This window comes from Devosia sp. (assembly GCF_014860165.1).
GTDB lineage: Bacteria > Pseudomonadota > Alphaproteobacteria > Rhizobiales > Devosiaceae > Devosia.
The window spans coordinates 18,631-38,343 of record NZ_JACZKG010000018.1; the positions used below are offsets into that span (position 1 = coordinate 18,631).

General features: G+C 59.9%; 16 protein-coding genes. 7 read left to right on the forward strand and 9 right to left on the reverse strand.

The annotated features are described in order from the left end of the window. Nucleotides 1-20: 20 nt before the first annotated feature. Nucleotides 21-1,685, reverse strand: a complete 1,665-nt coding sequence (locus tag IH615_RS04865; protein ID WP_291360271.1) for an ABC transporter ATP-binding protein — start codon at nt 1,683-1,685, stop codon at nt 21-23. A gap of 735 nt (nt 1,686-2,420) precedes the next feature. On the opposite strand from IH615_RS04865, the gene IH615_RS04870 reads away from it, so the two are divergent. The 3 genes from IH615_RS04870 to IH615_RS04880 all read left to right on the forward strand — a co-directional run bounded on the left by IH615_RS04870 (nt 2,421) and on the right by IH615_RS04880 (nt 5,038). Then, nucleotides 2,421-2,774, forward strand: coding sequence for a cupin domain-containing protein (locus IH615_RS04870; RefSeq protein ID WP_291360272.1), 354 nt, complete (start codon nt 2,421-2,423; stop codon nt 2,772-2,774). A gap of 441 nt (nt 2,775-3,215) precedes the next feature. Then, nucleotides 3,216-4,043: a GNAT family N-acetyltransferase gene (locus IH615_RS04875; protein WP_291360273.1), complete on the forward strand. Its 828-nt coding sequence runs from the start codon at nt 3,216-3,218 to the stop codon at nt 4,041-4,043. A 17-nt stretch (nt 4,044-4,060) separates the two neighbouring features. After that, nucleotides 4,061-5,038 carry a glyoxylate/hydroxypyruvate reductase A gene (locus IH615_RS04880; protein WP_291360275.1) on the forward strand — a complete coding sequence of 326 codons (978 nt, stop codon included), beginning with the start codon at nt 4,061-4,063 and terminating at the stop codon, nt 5,036-5,038. 35 nt (nt 5,039-5,073) lie between these two features. On the opposite strand, the gene IH615_RS04885 is transcribed toward IH615_RS04880, so the two are convergent. From IH615_RS04885 to bhcB, 4 genes are all read right to left on the reverse strand, one after another. Beyond that, on the reverse strand, nt 5,074-5,550 hold the full coding sequence (locus tag IH615_RS04885; protein ID WP_291360277.1) for an Lrp/AsnC family transcriptional regulator: 477 nt from the start codon (nt 5,548-5,550) through the stop codon (nt 5,074-5,076). Between the two features lie 359 nt (nt 5,551-5,909). After that, entirely contained in the window at nt 5,910-6,926 is a 1,017-nt protein-coding gene (locus IH615_RS04890; protein WP_291360279.1) for an aldo/keto reductase, read from the reverse strand. A 445-nt stretch (nt 6,927-7,371) separates the two neighbouring features. Next, on the reverse strand, nt 7,372-8,535 hold the full coding sequence (bhcC, locus tag IH615_RS04895) for a 3-hydroxy-D-aspartate aldolase BhcC (protein ID WP_291360281.1): 1,164 nt from the start codon (nt 8,533-8,535) through the stop codon (nt 7,372-7,374). A gap of 11 nt (nt 8,536-8,546) precedes the next feature. After that, nucleotides 8,547-9,494, reverse strand: a complete 948-nt coding sequence (gene bhcB, locus IH615_RS04900; RefSeq protein WP_291360395.1) for a beta-hydroxyaspartate dehydratase BhcB — start codon at nt 9,492-9,494, stop codon at nt 8,547-8,549. A gap of 293 nt (nt 9,495-9,787) precedes the next feature. Here bhcB and bhcR point away from each other — a divergent pair, with 293 nt between their 5' ends. The 4 genes from bhcR (at nt 9,788) to IH615_RS04920 (ending at nt 13,644) form a co-directional block, all read left to right on the forward strand. Next, complete coding sequence (bhcR, locus tag IH615_RS04905; protein WP_291360283.1) at nt 9,788-10,600, forward strand: HTH-type transcriptional regulator BhcR; 813 nt, start codon at nt 9,788-9,790, stop codon at nt 10,598-10,600. A 375-nt stretch (nt 10,601-10,975) separates the two neighbouring features. Further along, complete coding sequence (locus tag IH615_RS04910) at nt 10,976-11,848, forward strand: GNAT family N-acetyltransferase (RefSeq protein WP_291360284.1); 873 nt, start codon at nt 10,976-10,978, stop codon at nt 11,846-11,848. Nucleotides 11,849-12,382: 534 nt separating this feature from the next. Beyond that, a complete protein-coding gene (locus tag IH615_RS04915) occupies nt 12,383-12,790 on the forward strand; it encodes a RidA family protein (RefSeq protein ID WP_291360285.1) in 408 nt (135 codons plus the stop codon). Continuing rightward, nucleotides 12,787-13,644: a GNAT family N-acetyltransferase gene (locus tag IH615_RS04920; RefSeq protein WP_291360286.1), complete on the forward strand. Its 858-nt coding sequence runs from the start codon at nt 12,787-12,789 to the stop codon at nt 13,642-13,644. The genes IH615_RS04915 and IH615_RS04920 overlap by 4 nt, the downstream gene beginning before the upstream one ends. Nucleotides 13,645-14,493: 849 nt before the next feature. Here IH615_RS04920 and IH615_RS04925 read toward each other — a convergent pair. The 4 genes from IH615_RS04925 to IH615_RS04940 form a co-directional block, all read right to left on the reverse strand. After that, entirely contained in the window at nt 14,494-15,630 is a 1,137-nt protein-coding gene (locus IH615_RS04925) for a D-amino acid dehydrogenase (RefSeq protein ID WP_291360397.1), read from the reverse strand. Next, nucleotides 15,627-16,819 (reverse strand): IS3 family transposase gene (locus IH615_RS04930; protein WP_291360287.1). Its coding sequence is split into 2 segments (ribosomal slippage): nt 15,627-16,561 and nt 16,561-16,819, totalling 1,194 coding nucleotides; the frame shifts between segments, so codons are not numbered across the junction. The genes IH615_RS04925 and IH615_RS04930 overlap by 4 nt, the downstream gene beginning before the upstream one ends. A gap of 42 nt (nt 16,820-16,861) precedes the next feature. Beyond that, nucleotides 16,862-18,256 carry a hypothetical protein gene (locus IH615_RS04935; protein WP_291360288.1) on the reverse strand — a complete coding sequence of 465 codons (1,395 nt, stop codon included), beginning with the start codon at nt 18,254-18,256 and terminating at the stop codon, nt 16,862-16,864. Beyond that, on the reverse strand, nt 18,256-19,632 hold the full coding sequence (locus IH615_RS04940; RefSeq protein WP_291360290.1) for a TIR domain-containing protein: 1,377 nt from the start codon (nt 19,630-19,632) through the stop codon (nt 18,256-18,258). Before IH615_RS04940 ends, IH615_RS04935 begins: the two co-directional genes overlap by 1 nt. Nucleotides 19,633-19,713: the final 81 nt, after the last annotated feature.

Below are 19,713 nucleotides of genomic sequence, written 5' to 3' on the forward strand. Positions count from 1 at the left end.
GTGGCTGCAAAGCCGTTGCCCTATAGATTTGCCGCAACCGGGCGGGCACTTGCCGGTCGCTCTCCTGGAATGGCGGCCACCAGCTCACGCGTGTAGGCCGACTGCGGATTGAGAAAGATCTGGGACGGCGGTCCGTGTTCGACGATCCGCCCCTTCTGCATCACTGCGATTTCGTCGCAGATCTGGCTGGCAACGCGCAGATCGTGGGTGATGAAAACCATCGAAACGCCGGTCTCGCGCTGTATCTGGTCGAGGAGCTGGAGGATTTGCGCCTGGATGGACACGTCGAGCGCCGAGACGGCCTCGTCGGCGATCAGCAGTTTGGGCTTGAACATCAGCGCCCGGGCGATGCCGACGCGCTGGCGCTGTCCACCTGAAAACTCGTGCGGAAACCGGTCGAAGGCGCCGGCGTCGAGGCCGACATGGTAGAGAAGCGCGCGCGCCTCCTCACTCGCCTGTGCATAGGGCATTCCGTGTGCGACCGGCCCCACCGTCAGGATATGACCAATGGTCGATCGCGGGTTCAGGGAGGCAAAGGGGTCCTGGAAGATCATCTGGATCGACGGTCGCAAGTGCCGGAAGTCACCCTCTGACAGCGGGGCGATGTCGAGCCCCTTGAACTCGACCAGGCCGGCGTCACTATCCATCAGCTTGATCAGCAAGCGGCCGAGGGACGACTTACCCGAACCGCTTTCGCCGACAATTCCGAGGGTCCGGCCCGGCATGAGATGAAACGAGACATCCTTCACGGCGGCCACGACGCGCTGCGTCCGGAACAGGGCACTGCCGCTGCGATAGGTCTTGACCAAACCCTCCACCTTGAGGATCGGCTCTTTGTCGGCGAGTTTCAGGTGAGTGCGATCGGCAGCGGCAAGGCGGGGGACGGCCGCGATCAGGCGCTGGGTATAGGGGTGGGTTGGCGATTTCAGGACCTGGTCGCTGCTACCCTGCTCGACGATGTGGCCCTTTTCCATCACCACGACGCTGTCGGCGATTTCGGCCACAACCCCGAAATCGTGGGTGATGAACATGACGCTCATGCCCTTGCGGCGCTGAATGTCGCGGATCAGTGCCAGGATCTGCGCCTGGGTCGTCACGTCCAGCGCCGTAGTGGGTTCGTCGGCGATCAGGATCGTCGGTTCCAGCACCAGCGCCATGGCGATCATGACGCGCTGTCGCTGCCCGCCCGAGAGGCGGAATGGATATTGCAGATACATCAACGGAGGATCGGGGAGGCCGACCTCGGTCAGCATTTCAATGGCGCGGCTTCGTCGGGATTCGGGCGTGCCGACGCCGTGGGCGGCCATAACTTCGGTGATCTGTTCACCCACCGTCATGAGCGGGTTGAGCGCTGAAAGCGGGTCCTGAAAGATCATCGAGACGATGCGACCGCGCAGACTGCGCAACTCGTCGACGGGCAGACCCATTATGCTGCGGCCGTCGAGCTCCATGGCCCCGCCGGTAACGCGGATCACCTTGGGCAGGAGGCCCATTATGGCATTGGCGGTGACAGACTTGCCCGAGCCGGACTCCCCGATGATACAGAGAATCTGGCCACGCTTGAGATCGAAAGACAGGTTCTCGACCGCATGCTCCCGCTCCATGCCCGGGGGCAGGCTGACGGTGAGATTGCTCACTGAGAGCGCCACGTCCGTGGTCGCAACTGCATCGATGCGTGCTAGCATTGGCTAGCCTCCCTTTCGCGCTTCTCGGCAATCCGGCCCATGCGGCCTGGTCCAAGACATTGACGGTTTTTGAGCCACAGAGTCACTGAACCTCAGCTCTTGACGGCAGGATTGGCTGAATGACCGGCCAGTTAAGCATTAAATTCCAGATCCCCCTGACTAGAGGAAGAGCACGGACCGGGCCCCAGGGAGCGCGGAACGGTGCTCAGACAAGGGATCCCGGCTCGGCATCCCTGGCGATGCGATGCACCGACCCACGTGCGAGAATAGTGCACCCGGGAGTTCTCAACTTTGTGGGACCAGGTTGTCGAGATCGCCATCCGGAGGACTGAATGCGGCCCACCCTACCAGCTGCGTCGTGCGGCGAAGTACACAGGAATCCTACCCCGAGAGTAACGAACGCTCGCCGCCTAGACCGTGCCCACCCGCGAGCTTCCCCCCCAGGGATTTGAGGCTAGAGGGGATGCGGCAAGATGCTCTCGCAGAGACTAGGCACGCCCGCACGCTATGTTCAACGCCCCCAGAGGCTCTGTGCGCGAATGTGCAGAGATGCATTTTGAACTTGGTCCGTCATTTCACCAAACCGTCCCTGGATGCTCCTCACAGAACTTTCAGCTTTCTCCTCCCGCTCTTTGGCACAATCTGCGTTCGCGTCCTTCACATCAGCAGTGGTGCTTTGCTTGCCGCGGCTACTCTACCGGCCGAACCGGCGAGACCGGCAACCAGGAGAGAACGATGACCTTGCTGAAGACCATTGACCACAACCCCACCTTCACCCCCACCCATGCCCTGCCCGGTCCCGAACGCCTGATTGAAGGCGCGCCGGAATTCAGCACCTGGGCGATGGATGAGGCTCGCGACGGCAAGATCAAATCCGGCGTCTGGCAAGCTACTCCGGGCCTCACTCATTCTATCAAGGGCGAGGTTTTCGAATTCTGCCACATTCTCGAAGGTGTGGTCGAACTCACCGAGAACGGCCAGCCGCCGGTGACATACCGGGCTGGTGATAGTTTCGTGATGAAGCCCGGCTACGTCGGCACCTGGCGCACCATCGAGACGGTCCGCAAGATCTACATCACGGTACGTTGACCCGAACCAACAGTGACGCGGGGCGGCAGCGTCTGCCCGCCGCCCCGCGTGACGAGGAATACCTGACCGGTGGCTATCCCAAACCCTCCGGCATCACCGTCGACAGGATCACCTAGTGGTCATCCTCGGCCAGGCGGTGGGCACATCGGAATGCGGCCCTGGATTGGTAACCCCACGACATGCGCATTGTGAACGGCGGATCAGTCCACCCGCTAATAGCCCACCCACGCCGGACGAGAAATCGCAAATCTATATCGCACCGACCTGCGGCCTAGACTTGAGCCTACGGCGGCTGGACTTGCTGACCGGCAGCTATTTAGCGTGGAATTTCCTGCGGTTGTCGAGACCTTAACAGCGGAACATTTCGCTGGGAAGCGTCCTGCCGATGCACCTGCGCCACGACCTCGCCTAATTTGAAACCAGTCAGTCAGCAGGCATTCGATGACCGATACGATCACTTTCGACGCCTTCACACCCGCTCATCTGGACGGAGCGTTGCGCTTGTCGCGTGAGGCAGTATGGCCGCACCGCCGCGAGGACTGGCATCTTTTGTTGCGGCTAGGCCGCGGGGTGGTCGCCCTGTCCAGGGGGGCAGTGGTCGGCACTGCGCTCGCCACGCGGTTTGGCGCTGTCGCCATGGCCAACATGATTATCGTCGATGCCCGGATGCGGGGGCGCGGGCTGGGCCGGCAACTGCTGACGCGCGCTATGGACTGGGTAGACGTGCCAGAATGGCGGCTGACCGCAACAAACGACGGCTTGCCGCTTTATGAAAAGCTTGGCTTTATCGCCACTGACCGCGTCCTCCAGCATCAGGGGCTGCCAGTGGCGCATGTCTTGTCGGGTGGCGTGGACTGGGCGAGCGCCGCCGATCGGCCCGCGATCCAGGCGCTAGACCGCCAGGCCACTGGCGCTAACCGCGCGGCATTGATTACGATCTTGATGCATGAAGGCCGTATGGCGCTGGTCCGCAAAGGCGCGGGCGTCGTCGGATACGCCTGCCTGCGACGCTTTGGTCGAGGCGAAGTGGTGGGACCGGTGGTCGCCGAAACCGTGGAGACGGCGCACCTTTTGCTTGGATTTCTATTCGCGCAAGCCCCCCGCGGCTTCCTGCGCGTTGACACCACGGAATCCGCGGGCCTGGCGCCCTGGCTGACCGCGCAGGGGCTCCGTCCCGTTGGCGGCGGCATATCCATGCAGCGCGGCGGTACTACGACACTCGCTAACCCCGTTCGGCGGTTCGCGCTCGCGGCGCAGGCCCTCGGATAACTTTTCAGGAGAGACCCATGTGTAACAGTTCGATCGCCCAACTCGACCCCACCCACTCCGGAGAACCCGAACCAACGGTGGGCGGTTCGGTATTGTATCTTTCTGATGCGGTGCGCGGGGCGGTGTTCCGCAGCGCCTTCGAAGCGTCACTTCCAGAAGTCGAATTCCACATCGGAGAGGCCCCCGATCCGATGGCGGTGCGCTGGCTGGTGACTTGGAAAGTGCCTGCCGATCTGGCCCGTTACCGCAACTTGCGGCTGATCTTTTCGGTGGGTGCGGGTGTGGATCAGCTCGACCTTGCAGCTCTGCCCCCCCATGTCGGCGTGGTGAGGATGCTCGAACCAGGCATTCCTCAACAGATGCAGGAATATATCACCCTGGCCACGCTTGCCCTGCATCGCGACCTGCCAGCCTACATCGGACAACAGCGCACCGGACTGTGGCAGGCGGCGCGCAACCTGCCGGCGGGCGAACGACGGATCGGGGTGATGGGCCTTGGCCAGTTGGGGCAGGCTGCCCTGGCGGCGCTGCGGCCCTTCGGCTTTCCCCTAGCCGGCTGGGCGAGGAGCCCGCGACAAATCGACGGAGTGGAATGCTTCACGGATCTCGACGCCTTTCTGGCGCGTACTGATCTTCTAATATGCTTGCTGCCCCTCACCACCGAAACCGAAAACATTCTCGACGCCAGTCTTTTGGGCCGCCTGCCCCGGGGCGCGCGGCTGGTCCATGCCGGGCGTGGGCGACAGCTGGACCATTCGGCGCTGGTTGCAGCGCTGGATTCCGGGCAGATCTCAGCTGCGGTTTTAGACGTCACTGCCCCAGAGCCGCTACCGCAGACGCATACACTATGGTCGCATCCTCGGGTCATTCTGACACCGCATATCGCCTGTCAAACCCGGCCCGGCGATGGCGCCCGCCATGTGATAGAGGCAATTCAGGCCGACCTGTCGGGGACGACAATACCGGGATTGGTCGACCGAGCGCGGGGCTACTGAACGCGGGAGGGGGCAGCGGCGCAGCTGGGTCGGACTCACATCGGAAAGATGGTCTTCAGGGGCAAATGAGCCTTTATGAATGGCGATTTCATCACGACGTAGCTGAAATACTTGTCGATGCCGATATCCATGTCTCTCAGCCTCTCTATGACCGATTGGTACTCGCTGACCCCCGCGGTGACAAATTTCAATAGATAATCATAGCCTCCGGCGATCAAGTGGCACTCGATCACCTCCTCGACCTTTTCAGCCGCCTGCTGGAAACGTTCAAAGTCGATCTGGCGATGGCTCTTCAAGGTCACCTCCGTAAAGACGGTGATGGTCGGCCCCAGTCTCGCAATGTCGATTAGCGCCGAATAGCCAATGATATAGCCCTCGGCCTGGAGCCGCTTAACCCGCATCAGGCAGGGGCTGGGCGACAGATGAACGAGCTCGGCAAGCACCACATTGGTGACGCGTCCGTTCCTTTGTAGTTCGTGCAAGATGCGGATGTCGATCCGGTCAAGCTTCACGGGCCCATCCCTCTGTTCCCTGCCACCCAGCTTAGGCAGCATGTGCCGAAGGTTTCAATCCACTTATGCCATCCGCCGTCGGCACCTCTTGCAAGCCCGTAAGGGCTGAGCGCGACTTGGTACCCAGAACTGCTCACCCGGAAGCGTGAGTGGCAGACCCGTCCGGTCACTCGCACGACACACACAGCCCGACCCGCCACACCAGGCTTGCCCGACATTGCGATGCAAGTGCCTGGCGTCGGCACGCGCCAAACAGCGATCGGCTCAATCCATCCGCTCCGCGGCGGTGGGCCCTGAGAAAGCTCGGCCATGAACCTTTTTCTTTGGCCACGACTAAGAGTTGATCCCCGCCACACCGCTCACTGGGTAGTGAATTCGCGGCGTTCGGACTCGCTGGAGTCGGGATAGCGGTGACGCTGGAGAACGCCGGAGGGTCCATGGGGATAATCGTGGGGAGTCGGTGCACTCACCGCATTGAGCCTGGCGGTGGCCTCCTCCCCCAGATGGAGATCGCCCGCGGGTAGATTGCTTTCCAGCTGCTCAAGCGTGCGCGCACCAAAGATGGTCGACGTCACCGAAGGGCGGTTCGTGACCCAGCTCAACGCCACTTGGCTCGGTGTGGCACCAGCCTCGTCGGCGATTTGGGTAGCCGCTTCCAGGGTCGCCCAATTCTGCTCCGTGGCGAATAAGCTATTTTCGATGTGCCCAAACATCGCGCTTTCAAAACCGAGACGTGTTCCTTGCTCGGCACCAACTCCCCGAGTGTAGTTTCCGCTCAAGAAACCCGCGGCGAGAGGGGACCAGGCGAGCAGCCCGACATTGTTTGCGAGGGCAGCGGGAATAACCTCGGACTCGATCCCCCGGCAGGCAAGACTGTACTGCTGTTGCAGCGTGACGGGCAACTGCATGCCCTTTGCTTTGGCCGTCGATAGTGCGAGCTGCAACTGCCTGCCCGAGAAGTTGGACAAGCCTACATAGTGCACCTTGCCAGCGCGCACTGCCGCGTCCAGGAAGGACAGCGTCTCTTCGATCGGAGTCAGCGGATCCCACGCATGCATCTGGTAGAGATCTATGGCCTCTATCCCGAGACGAAGGAGTGATGCATCTAAGGCGCGATGCAGATGCCGACGGAAGGTTCCCACATCATTTGCGTCCTTGCCTGTAAAAATGTGCGCCTTGGTCGCGAGCACGACGCTATTGACCAGATTCTGTGGACGGCTGGCCCGCCAGCGACCCAAAAGTTCCTCGGATGCACCGCCGCCATAGACATCGGCGGTGTCCAGCATATTGCCGCCCGCTTCAAGGAAGGCGTCTATTATGGAAAAGGCTTCATCCTCCGAAGTCTCCGTTCCGAAGCCCATGGTTCCCAGCGTCAAGTTTGAAACCGGGACGCCTGTGTTGCCGAGTCTTCGATACTGCATGTTCGAGCTTTCTGTCTTACTTAAGGGCTCTGCGGCTAATGACCATGGCGTCCGCCACCTTCAACACCGTCGTAGCTGAGAGGTACACCGGTACGCAAAGGCGCATCTAGAGATGCCATGCATTAGTTCAACCCACTGGAGGTGATCGGGTCCGGTGGTTGCTCTCGACCTCAGACGCGCCGCGACCTACACCGAGCACCTCATAGCTACCGGTTGGATCGTTTTGGTCACGACCATCAAGCTGGACAAGGCTGGGTTTGAGAACAGCCTGTGCAGTCACCTGTATGACCTAGACGTCACGCCAGCGGACGGCAGCCGAGGCCAGGCCGCCGTCGCGGATGTGTGGAACTTCGATTGTGAAGCTGCTTAAACAGAACTGGGAAACAAGCGGAGGACCGCGTCAATACACCTTGCCGCGGGCTGACACTGGCCAAAGGGTTTCAACCTTGCCGTTGCGCACCCCAACATACCAATCGTGCACATTGCAGGTCGGGTCGCAATGGCCGGGCACTAAGCGCAGTTTGTCGTTTATCCTGAGCACGCCGTTCAGGTCTTCCACATTGCCATGCTCATCCGAGCACTTGACATACTTCACGTCCTCTCGCCCGAAGACGACGGGCAGTCCACTGTCGACCGATTGCGCCTTCAACCCAGCATCGACCACCGCAAGATGTGGCTTGGCGTGGCTCATCACGCTGGTCAGGATGAACAGTGCGTTTTCCCATTCGCCATGGTCGATGCGCTTGCCGTCCTTGTCGCGAATCCGGCCATAGTCGGCATCCATGAAGGCGTAGGACCCGCATTGCAACTCGTTGTAGACGCCCGAATTCGCCTCGAAGTAGTAGGATCCTGTGCCTCCGCCCGACACTAAAGTGGGTTTCAAACCAGCGGCGTCCAGTGCCGTGGCCGCACCTTTGACCTGAGCGATGGCAATGTCGACCTTGGCCTTGCGGTCCTCATAATCATCGAGATGCTGCATAGCGCCCTGATAGGCTTGGATCCCGGTGAACTTGAGTCCCAGGGCCGCGTCGACAGCCATTGCGATTGCCACAACTTCGGGAGTGGTTTTGACGCCACAGCGCCCGGCGCCGCAATCAATCTCCACCAGACACTCAAGAATGGTGCCGTGCCTTTGCGCCGCTGCCGACAGGTCGGCTACGTTTTCCACGTCGTCGACGCAGACAATAATCCGGCTGCCAAGTTTCGGCAGGCGCGCAAGCCTATCGATCTTGGCCGGGTCGCGTACCTGGTTCGAGACAAGAACGTCCTTGATCCCGGCTCGCACGAAGACTTCTGCTTCGGACACCTTTTGGCAGCATACGCCGGTCGCCGCGCCCAGCGACTCCTGCAGTTTCATTACGTCCACCGACTTGTGCATCTTGCCGTGCGCCCGGTGGCGCATGTTGTGCGCTTTCGCGTACGCACCCATTTTCCGGATGTTTCGCTCCAAGGCGTCGAGGTCGAGGATCAAGCAGGGCGTCTGAATGTCCTTCTCGTCCATACCCGGCAAGGCTGGCACGTCGTACCCGACCTCGAGGCCTGCAAATTTGTCATGTACGTTCATGTTGTCCGCTTTCAGTTCCAGGGCAGCATGTCGACATCGACATTACCACCGGTGATGATGACACCGACACGCTTGCCGGCGAAGACGTGGGGATTTTTCAGGATGGCGGCCAGGGGCACCGCGCTGGACGGCTCCATCACGAGTTTCAGCCTTAACCAGGTCAACCGCATGGCGTCGATTATCTCGTGCTCAGCAGTCGTCAGGATGTCCGTGACGTTGCGTTGAACGAAGTGCCAGGTCAGGTCCTTTAGAGGCACCTTGAGCCCGTCGGCCACGGTTTGCGGGGCGTCATCGGCAATGATATGGCCCGCTTTGAAGCTGCGAAAGGCATCGTCGGCCTGCTCAGGTTCCGCGGCAAAGATGCTTATCCCAGGCGCGAGATTTGACAGCGTAAGGCAAGTGCCGGAAATCATGCCGCCGCCCCCGATCGGCGCGATCACCGCATCTAGGTCGTCGACCTGTTCAAGCAGTTCCGCCGAGCAAGTCGCCTGCCCGGCAATGACTCGATGATCGTTATAGGGGTGGACAAATTCCGCGCCGGTTTCAGCCATAACCTCAGCAAAAACGGCCTCACGGGAGGTCGTTGAGGGCTCGCATTCGATGACTCTCCCCCCATAGCCACGTACCGCGTCCTTCTTCACCTGGGGAGCCGTGCGCGGCATGACAACAGTGCAGCTTATGCCGCGCCGGCCGGCGGCATAGCTCAGGCAGGTGCCATGATTGCCACTGGAATGGGTGGCCACGCCCCTCTCTGCCTGTTCGTCCGAAAGTCCGAAGACGGCGTTCGCGGCGCCACGGGCCTTGAAGGCCCCGGCCTTCTGCAGGTTCTCGCATTTGAAAAACAATTCGGCGCCCGTCAGCCGGTTCAGGGCTTGCGAAGTCATGATGGGCGTGCGGTGAATGTGGGGTTCAATGCGTTCGCGTGCTGCGAGCATGTCTTCGAGAGTCGGAATGTACATCAGCGCTTCCCGTTCAGGCGTCTGCTTCAATAATCGCTGCGAGCGCTTGCGCGGCAGCAGTGCCGGGCCGTGAGTGAAGATCGATTACCGAGTGCTTCATGGCAGTGGCTTCTGGCTCGCAAGAGGAGTAGCACGGCCCGACTGTGCCGTAAATTTTATTGAAAATGTTTTTTATCAGACGAAAAAAGTACAGAAATATATTCAAATAGAAGGAGTTAGGATTTTTCATTCTGCAGAAGTTGATTCCATTAGACCAATTATCTATCTTGGTACGAAAATGGGGAGACGCGTTGATGCAGCAGCCAATCCGACGACGCGGCCGCCCCAGGGGCACCAAGACGCTCCAACAGCCACCGACTATCCAGGCGCTCGACCGCGCGATTGATGTGCTCGAAGCGCTGGCGTCCCACGAGGGCATGACATTATCTGAGCTGGCCGCTCATCTTGAACAGTCGATAGCAACAATGCATCGGGTTTTGGCCGCCCTTGAACGACGTAATTATGTCGAAAGCAGTGGGGAACGGCAGGAGTGGTTCGTGGGGGCAGAGGCATTCCGCCTGGGCTCAGCTTTCCTGCGGCGCACCAATATCGTCGAAAGCACCCGCTCTGTAATGCGGGATTTGATGGCCTCGTCGGGTGAGACGTCAAATCTCGGAATCGAGCGGGACGGGGATGTTCTGTTTGTCAGCCAAGTCGAGACGCACGAGTCTATTCGCGCGTTCTTCCCGCCAGGAACGCGCGCCCCGCTTCACGCATCGGGCATTGGCAAGGCCCTTTTAAGCGCATTTGATGACGAGCGGCTGGAGGTGTTCCTCAGAACAGCAGCTTTGGCTGGCTTTACCGAAAGAACGATAACCACAGCCAGCGAATTGCGCGACGCGGTCAAACAAATCCGCGAGCGGGGATACTCGCTCGATGATGAAGAGCGCATCATTGGGATGCGATGCGTCGGCGCCACAATCTTAAATGGATACGGTGATGCAGTGGCTGGCATATCCGTCTCGGGTCCGACGATTAGGATGCCTGATGCCAGGGTGCTCGAGTTGGGAAGTTGGGTCGTCAAGGCCGCCGCCGAAGCGTCGCGAACGCTCGGTGCCAGATTGTAAATTTGCCCGCCGCAAACGCTTAGCATCGAGTCGGGTACCAGGCGTTTTGCTTATAGGAACGGGGGCAGCCGACCTTCGGCCGCGATCACGTCAGTTCGGTCCGCAGTTGGCGAACCGCTCGGGCGCGCGGATGGCTTTGCCGGTTCGATCGCTCTAGTCGGAATGCGCGATGCTTACTCAGAAAGGTGCAAGCACCGGCGAGGGTGAAGTGATATGCATGTACCATCAGGTCGGCAGAAGATTTTGCGGACGGGCCCAGTGCGGCAAATCCTGCTGGCGTCTCTGCGCCACAGTATGGCAAGACCCAATGGGTTCGCGCCCAGCTCGACAGATGAGACCGGGCGCTTGCCGATCACCGGTAGAGGACAAGTCTCGATGGCAAAAACCGTTCGCGTGAAGTCCTTCGAACTGATTGCGCGGGATATCGCCGATGTTGACGTTCATCTGCTGCATGTCCTCTCGATAGGCGTAGGTTGGCCACATCGTCCCGCCGATTGGGAGTTCCTGCGGCAAGTGGGGCAAGGGATCGTCGCGGTCGACGACATTGGGCGCGTCTTCTGCAGTGCGATGTGGTTTCTGCAGGGCGGAGATTTGGCCACGATTGGGCTTGTGATCACCACGCCGCGCGCGCAGGCGCAAGGAGCCGGCCGGTGGCTGATGGAAGAGGTAATGGAACGCTGCAAAGGCCGCAACCTGACGCTGAATTCAACGAAGGCCGCCTATCCCCTCTACCTGTCACTCGGGTTCGAAAAGGAGGCGACCGTTTTCCTACATGGGGGCATCCTCTCAACGCTGCCAGCAGCGGCCCGGGACCATGGCCTGGACGAGTTGCCCGCGACCCAAATTGAGGAACTGGCTGACTACGATACGGAAGCTTTTGGCGTCAACCGCTCGGCGGTGTTAGTACAACTGTCCAAAAGATCTGTGACCTGCGTTCTGCGACGGAGCGACAAGGTGGTCGGCTACGCCATGCGCCGCCAGTTCGGGAGGGGGCACGTGATTGGACCGATAGTGGCCAGTAACGACGAGGACGCAATTCTCCTCGTCGGATGGCATCTGCCCGCATTGAAGGATGGTTATGTGCGGATCGATACGCGCGAGGACACCAGTCCCTTCGCGGAATTCCTGACACAGATAGGCCTTCCCACGACCTCCACGACAATAACGATGTCCAAGGGGCGTAGGTTCTTGAACCGCAGCGATGCCTCCCCTTGGGTCTATGGGCTGGCCGCGCACGCCTTGAACTGACCGACGTTGCTGAGGGTATGCCCCGGCATGACGGCTCTTGGTCGAGTCCGGGCACGACGGGCTGGCTTGAGTGCAGCGTCATCACCTCGGGCGACGCTCGAACACTGGCCTGCGGTTTGTAGCGCTTGTTCGCAATAAGATGCCGCCAATCGCTGCGGAAGCGGGGAATACTGCTGCCCACAAGCCGCCATTCTCATGCAAGAAAAGGCTGCCTCGCGTCCGCCGGCTCGGCCAATCTGAAAACCCAGCGAAAGATATGCAAGTGCCACAGCCTAAGGTCGCCGACGAGGACACGCCTTATTGGAGGGGAGCGGATCCGGTCATGCCGCTAACGCCACAATCGCTCATCAAAAAGCATGATGTAGTGATCGTCGGCGCAGGCTGTGCCGAGTTGTCCCCTGCTCTGGCGTGGGGACGGGCCGGACGCTCTGTCGCTGCCTCCGATGCGACGAACCCGGGCGACGGCGCATCTTACCAACCACAGGGTGGGGTACCGAAGGTCCGAGTCAGTTCGACCATGCTGGGGAGGCTCCGATGAATGACGCCGTGAAAATCACGCCATTCTCTACCGCGAGCGCCCCTGCCCCTGGCGGCCATTATGCTCAGGCGATCAAGCATGCGGGGCTTCTTTATATCTCCGGCCAGCTGCCCATTGCCCCAGACGGCACCCATCTCGCGGAGGCCGATTTCGACGATCAGGCGCGCCAGGCGATCCGCAATTTGATCGCGGTGGCCGAAGCCGCCGGGGCTTCAGTCGGCAGCCTCTTGAAGGTGACCGTCTACGTCGTCGGCGTCGCCAATTGGCCGCGTTTCAACGCCGTCTATGCAGAGATGCTGGGCGCGGCACGTCCGGCGCGGTCGGTCGTTCCGGTGCCCGAGCTCCACTACGGCTATCTTGTGGAAATTGACGCAATAGCGGCCTGCCAGGAGGAGCGCACATGAATTCCATTCAGCCATCGGTCACACTACGTCCGATGACGGGCGAAGCGGGTGATTTGGAAAGTGCGCTGGAGCTATCGCGCGCGGTGGGCTGGGCGTATCGGCTTGACGACTGGCGCGTCGCCCAGTCGCTTGGCCAGGGTATTCTGGCCGAGGAGAATGGCCAGGTAATCGCCTCTGCTATTTGCTGGCCTTATGGCGATGCTTTCGCAACCTGCGGCAGCATCATTGTCGCGCCCCCGATGCAGGGTCGCGGACTGGGTCGATCGCTACTGGCGCACCTGTTGCAATTAACCGGCAACCGCGCCGTCATGCTGAACTCTACGGCAGCGGGAATGAGGCTTTACGGTAGCTTCGGTTTCGAAGCTACCGGCACCGTTCACCAGCACTTAGGGCAAGTCTCTGCAGGCGCTGCCTATGCAGAGAGATGCCGCTGGGTCCGCAAGGCTAACGCTGAGGATCTGCAGACATTGCTCGAAATGGACCGGCAGGCCTTCGGGGCCGACCGACGCCGGATGATCGAGGAGTTCAACTTGATCGGCTCTATCGCCGTGATCGAAAGGGCTGGTGACATTCAGGGCTATGCCATCTGTCGTCCCTTCGGCCTCGGTCAGGTGGTCGGCCCGGTGATCGCATGCGGTGCGGAGGATGCGAAGCTGCTGATCGAACATTTCCTGAGGGTGAACGCCGGACAAATCCTGCGCATAGACACCGGCGGGGACAGCGGGCTCCGTGACTGGCTAACGGCCCAGGGCCTGTCAGAAGTCAGCAGTGTCACAACAATGATCCGCGGTCAGCGGCCTCCGATTACGGGGAGGCATAGGACATTTGCTCTCGCCAGCCAGTCCTTTGGTTGAAGGCACATAGCTGCAATACCGCTAGGGAGAAGGGCCCGGCGGACCTAAGTGAAATGCTTGCGGGCGGGTATATCGAATGGAGGTGTTCGGTCGTTACCCCCAAGCCAACGCGACCGTCGGTCGAGAGGAACGTTACGCCTCCCTCGCTGAGGTTGGGCCTCGATGCCCCCGCACTCGTCTCCCGTCGCAAGCCGACGGCATTGATTGACGTCGTCGACGCTTGCCAGTCCAAACCTTGGCGCAAGCAGAGACCGGCCCGCGAGCTCGAGCCCCCACTGGAACTTCAGATCCGAAGTAGCGGATGAGTGGCTGGCTGCCGAACGGGTCATTCGAAAGGCGGGAGACGGATTTGCCATAGTTGTCGAGAACTGCGGCGACTTCTAGCCGGGCTGCGTGCACGGCAATCGCCGCGTCGATGAGTCCTGTCGGCATCCGATGGTCTTTGGATGGCACGTCCACACCGGCGCGCAGTACACTGACCGATCGCTCGGTCAGCTACCCTGTGGGCGTTTGCCATCCGGCCAGACATAGATCGCGTTCTGAGGGCGAATGGCGACTACAGATCGAAGTACCAGCCAAGTTTGCGTGGACACTGCCGACGGGGCCCCGATGTTAAAGCTATGAAGGTTGTTCATTAGAGCTGAGAGCTGGGGTTGCAACACCAACCATATCAGCGGAGCTCCTCGAATGAACGTCCACAAGAATGCGCGTCTGACGCCATCAGGTCGAGTACCTTTGGTTGAGCGGATCGAGAGTGGCTGGCGGTAGGCGAGGCAGCGGCAGCGGCAGCGAGCGGGTACTGGGGCTTACTAGCATATCGAACTTACGTCGCTCTTTGCCGTGCCCAGATCAGTGGCTCGCGGGGCGTGACTCCATAATGAGTGCGGCCAAAGCGTCTGCAGTTGCCGCCGACAGGGTCCAGCCCAGATGCCCGTGACCAGTATTGTAGAACACGCCAGGTCTGCTACCGGCGCATACTCGAGGCAACATGTCCGGCATCATCGGCCGGAGACCCGCCCACGGCGTGCACTGGCGCGTGCTCATGGTTGGAAAGTGGGTTCTGCACCATTTGATCAACGGCTCAATGCGCTCGCTTCTGATGTCGCGATTGAAGCCGGCGAACTCTGCACTTCCGGCGACGCGGAACCGGCCGCTGCCGAGGCGGCTGGTAACGATCTTCGCGTCGTCGTCCAGTAGGCTGACCCATGGTGCCGCATCTCGATCCGCCTGTTCAGGCAAATTCACCGTGATCGAGTATCCCTTTACCGGATACACGTTGATCCTGTCGCCAAGTTGCGCTGCGAAGTGGCGGGAATGGACGCCCGCGCAGACAACAATCTGTCCGAAACGCGCCTCTTCGACTGGAGCCGTTTGCCCGCGGTCGTCAGTCCGCCGGTAGCGAACCCTCACCCCTTCACGGCCCGCCTCGAGAGCTAAGACTTGGTGGCCGAGCATCTCCTTGATGCCACGGCGCCGGCAGGCATCGGCAAGGCCATTTGAGAATTTATGGATGTCACCAGTGAAGTCGCTCTCCGTAAAAAACCCGCCGTAGAAATTGCCCTCCAGGGCTGGCTCGATATTCCGAATTTCGCTCGCTGAAACCGCTCTCCTGTTTAGTCCAGCACGCCTGAGTATTTCGGTCACCCTGCGTGCGTGGTCGAAGTCAAGGCGCGACTTGTACACGTGGAGAATTCCGCGTGTCTCGCAATCGAATGCGATACCCTCATCGGCCGCCATCTGCTTGAGATGGGCGCGAGCCTCTATCGCGAGCCTCGCGGTCGTTTCCGTGCTGCGCTCATAAGACGGTATGGCTGCGACGAACTCGCCAAGCCAGGAAAGCTTATGCCAGGACGGTTGCGGGTGGATGAGCAGTGGCGCCCCAGGGGAGAACATCCATCTCATTCCCTTGAGAAGGGTCGTCCAATTATTCCAGACTTCCGAATTGGATGCCGAGAGCTGCCCGCTGACGTTGCCCCCAACTTCTATCCAGCCTGAAGGAGACTCGGGCGGTTGGTTTGGCCGATTTGGCCGGGGTGAGCGACGGGGGCTGGCGCGGAGCTGGTCATTGAGCGGAGCGGCAGATCATCCCGTCGCGGGTTGAAGGTGTCGGCGTATTCGGCAGGCGTCATCCAACCCAACCGCGAGTGCGGCCGGTGCAGATTGTAATCGGCGCGCCAGGACGCCACGGTTGCCCGCACGTGAGCAAGCGATGGGAAGAGCGTCTCATTGAGCAGTTCGTCCCGCAGCCGGCCATTGAAGCTCTCGATGAAGGCATTCTGGATCGGCTTGCCTGGGGCAATGTAGTGCCAGTCGATCCCCATCCGGTCAGCGAAGCCCAGGATGGCATTGGACGTGAACTCAGTCCCATTGTCGCTGACGATCATCTTGGGGCGTCCTCGAGTAGCCATCAGCGTCTCCAGCTCTCTGGCAACGCGCAGGCCAGACAGCGAGGTGTCGGCAACCAGGGTCAGGCATTCGCGTGTGCAGTCATCGACCACCGTCAGCACCCGGAAGCGCCGACCGTCCGTCATCTGGTCGGAGACGAAGTCCAGGGACCACCGATCGTTGGGCGCCATTGGGGTCAGCATCGGTGCCCTGGTGCCCATGGCACGCTTGCGGCCGCCTCGACGTCGCACCATAAGCTTCTCCTCGCGGTAGATCCGGAACAGGCGCTTGTGATTGACCTGATACCCTTCCCGCCGCAGCAGGACGTGCAGCCGCCGATAGCCGAACCGTCGCCGCTCGTGGGCAATGGCCTTCATCCGATCGCGCAGCATGATGTCATCGGTCCGAAGCGCCTGGTAGCGCATCGTCATCCGACAACATCCCAATACTCGGCACGCCCGCCGCTCGCTCATCCCATAGGCAGTCTGGAGATGGGCGACAGCATCCCGCTCGGCGGCGGGCGCTACCATTTTTTTCCAAGAAGATCTTTCAGCGCGGCATTATCGAGCATGCTGTCGGCCAGCAGCTTCTTGAGCCGGGCGTTCTCGTCCTCCAGAGCCTTCAGTCGCCGGGCCTCGCTGACGTCCATGCCGCCATACTTGGCCTTCCACTTGTAGATGCTGGCATTGCTGACGCCGTGCTTGCGGCAAAGATCGGCAACCGGGACCCCGGCCTCCTGCTCCTTCAAGATCGCAATGATCTGCTCTTCGGTGAACCTGCTTCGCTTCATCTCTGGTCCTTCTGATGGGGCCAGAGCCTACTTCAAACTGGATTAGGCGCAGGGGGCAACGTCAATTTCTATTTTGCTTTTCAGGATCGTGATGAAAAGCGGATTGGGAGTTTCTGGCCCGATATAGGTGTCGAGTTGCGGGACGTACCCAGTCGTCCAAAGCAGCGCGTTCCTGTCGTTCAAGATCATCGTGGTGCCGCGCAATACCGGGTAATCACCATCCCTAAAGAGCTTTGTTTCGCCCTGGGTTTGACGGATGCGAACACCTACGACATTGGTTTCCGGCGGGGCAGCCTCTTCGAAGGCGTTCCATTCCTCCTCATCGAAATAGGTCTGTCCGTGGATAAACAGTTCGGCGGGCGGGCCGTCGTGACTTTCCGCGTACGTCTCAAGCACAGTGGATAGGAGCTTCTTCGCCGCTAATCTCTTCAGGTGATACTCAAAATCGGCGGTCTTCCAGGGACCGTTGGCCCCTCGAAACACTACCCCGTCGCCCTCGTTGAGAAACATCTGGGCGGCGCAACAGGCATGGCCGTTCGGATCATTCGGCAGATTCTTGAAGACCAGTCCGACATAGCAAACTTTGGGACGAACCTCTGCCAGTTTCCACGGAGGTCTTGGCTGAGTTTTGTAGTACAGCCCGGTGGCCAAATTCCATGCGACCGTGGCTTGGTCCTGTGTCCGCCTTGCGGGGTAGCCAGCCTTGTTTTTATGGGATTCAGGTTCCAGTGTCGTCTCACGAACGATCTGTGTTGGCGCAATCCGAAGGAATGCAGCCTTTATCTGGCGGTGGAAGTCCGGCACATCATCGAAGATTTCTTCAGCTTCTTTGTCAACGAGATCGCCTAGAAGCGGCAGGTCGGACCGAACTTTCTGGCGCTTGCCAAAGTCTCCTTTCTCCATCGGGAGTCCGGTTCGCTTCGCACCTGGCCGGCACCGCTCGAATATCACCTCCGGCACCACGAGCACCCAGACATCGACAGAACGTTCATCGTTGTCGATATGGCGCTGAGCCCTTGCTACGTAGAGATCGGCGACCTTCGCCACCGCCTCATGCAGATTGAGAATGCGTGTCGTTCGGTCGATCGCCTTTGAGTCCAGCGCGTGCGCGACGCACTCATCCGGTTCGAATGTGATGCCAAACGTGGGTTCGAGGCCGGGAAAGTTCGCGAGGTGAAGCCGGTCGGCTTTCTCGCCTTTGCCGGGTGGCGGGACTTCAACGCGGCCTTTGATCTTTTCGGCCCACTTTCGAAAGTAGTTGATGCCGCTAGCCGTTCCAATAACGCCAACGCGTATCTCTTTCGTCTTTTTGGCGCGCTCATGTGGCCCGTACAGGAAGAGCCCATCTTTCGGATGTGCGGTGCTTTGCCCGAAACCAAACTCAAGGCTTGGTTCGAAAAGGTGTTCGATTTCGAGTGTCTGCTCGGGGAACTCCATCACTCGTTCTCCTCGGGCTCGGGTCTGCCAAGGGTGCTGACATCAGCCTCCTCTTGGTCATCAGTCAGTGCGTCCGGTAGCACAGTGCTCACAGGTGAAGTAAAGAGAAGGGGGAAAGCTTCCAGTACGATATGTGCATCGCTAGCCAACGGAAGCCTAAGGAATGCGGACTCTCCCGAGAGCATCTCAAGGTACGCAAGGAGCCGTCCTCTCCACTGCTTATTCCGCCACCCCTTGCAAATGGATCTTCTGAGCCGATGCTGCTTCTTGGGGTCGTCGTAAGGTATTCCTGCTTCCTCGCTTTCGTATGGTGCGAAGATCACTCGTGATTTCAGTTTAAAGTGGGGATAGGGCCAAAAGGCCGGCAGAGCCGAGACTCCGTACTGCCAAACATGTCCCTTCGAAACGTTTCGGAGCATCGACCAACGCCGTTCACCCTGTTTGCCCCACGGTATGCGAGCCGCGATTTTGCTTTGGTCTTTCGACGCATGAAACCCAACCGCGTTTGAATAGGTGTATTCTAGGAGCCCTCTTTCTCGGCAGTAGGCGTTCCAAGCCTGCCGAAACATTGAGTGCACCATATTGGACGTGTCTTGGCGTTTGAGCCCAAGTGTCTCAGCACCCTCCTCGACGAAATTCACCAGCGGGAATGTCGTCTTGATATGAAACTTTGCCACGGCGCCAAAGGTCTCTGCCACCGCATCCTCACTTGCGAAAGTGAAGAAGCCGAAGCCATGCGGCTGGACCGGAAATGGCGACACTTCGCAAGTCCGCCCAATAGCAAATCGATCTACCGCGCCGGTCGCCTCGTAGAAGCGTATGGAGTCAGGAGCCTCGGCGATGCGGAGCCAGTTTGAGGTTAGTCTCTCTGGTTCTCGCTTGACCGGAATGGCGCCGCGCAACCGAAACGCTTCCCAATTTGGATTGATCTGTACAGCATCTAGGTCACAGGGAACTTTGCGGCTCTTGAGCGTAGAAAGCAGCTTTTCAAGCCCGGTTCCCCAGCCTCGCACAAAGTCGACGTACTGGAGGCCGCCAATGCCGAATAGCTTTTTGTAGGGACGCATCCGCAGAGGAATGATGAATTTTGGATCGGGGATCGACTTCACCAAATCCATGGCGATTTCGATCTCCTCCTGAACACCCTCCCGGGCGAGCGTTTCGTCGCTACAACACAAAAGCATTTTGATGGCACGGTTTTGAAGCGTGTCGGTGATGTCTTTACGCCAGCGATCACCACCATCGAGAACTCGAATATCTGCAAAGACTTCGTAGCCAGCTGCTTCGAGGCGCGGCGCAAGCCACAGGGCGAATTCGTCGTCTCCCGGTGTGGCCTTGCTGATGAATACTACATCTCTTTTTTCGCTCTCTGTCATATATGGCCCTAATCGCTGACGCTTACGATACCGAGTGCGCCCACCGAATACATCTACAGTCCAGTAGTTATCCCCTTAAGC

Coding starts and splice junctions, on each gene's coding strand:
- IH615_RS04865 (WP_291360271.1), bottom strand. CDS start 1,685: ATGCTAGCACGCATCGATGCAGTTGCGACCACGGACGTGGCGCTCTCA.
- IH615_RS04870 (WP_291360272.1), top strand. CDS start 2,421: ATGACCTTGCTGAAGACCATTGACCACAACCCCACCTTCACCCCCACC.
- IH615_RS04875 (WP_291360273.1), top strand. CDS start 3,216: ATGACCGATACGATCACTTTCGACGCCTTCACACCCGCTCATCTGGAC.
- IH615_RS04880 (WP_291360275.1), top strand. CDS start 4,061: ATGTGTAACAGTTCGATCGCCCAACTCGACCCCACCCACTCCGGAGAA.
- bhcC (WP_291360281.1), bottom strand. CDS start 8,535: ATGAACGTACATGACAAATTTGCAGGCCTCGAGGTCGGGTACGACGTG.
- bhcB (WP_291360395.1), bottom strand. CDS start 9,494: ATGTACATTCCGACTCTCGAAGACATGCTCGCAGCACGCGAACGCATT.
- bhcR (WP_291360283.1), top strand. CDS start 9,788: ATGCAGCAGCCAATCCGACGACGCGGCCGCCCCAGGGGCACCAAGACG.
- IH615_RS04910 (WP_291360284.1), top strand. CDS start 10,976: ATGGCAAAAACCGTTCGCGTGAAGTCCTTCGAACTGATTGCGCGGGAT.
- IH615_RS04915 (WP_291360285.1), top strand. CDS start 12,383: ATGAATGACGCCGTGAAAATCACGCCATTCTCTACCGCGAGCGCCCCT.
- IH615_RS04920 (WP_291360286.1), top strand. CDS start 12,787: ATGAATTCCATTCAGCCATCGGTCACACTACGTCCGATGACGGGCGAA.
- IH615_RS04935 (WP_291360288.1), bottom strand. CDS start 18,256: ATGGAGTTCCCCGAGCAGACACTCGAAATCGAACACCTTTTCGAACCA.
- IH615_RS04940 (WP_291360290.1), bottom strand. CDS start 19,632: ATGACAGAGAGCGAAAAAAGAGATGTAGTATTCATCAGCAAGGCCACA.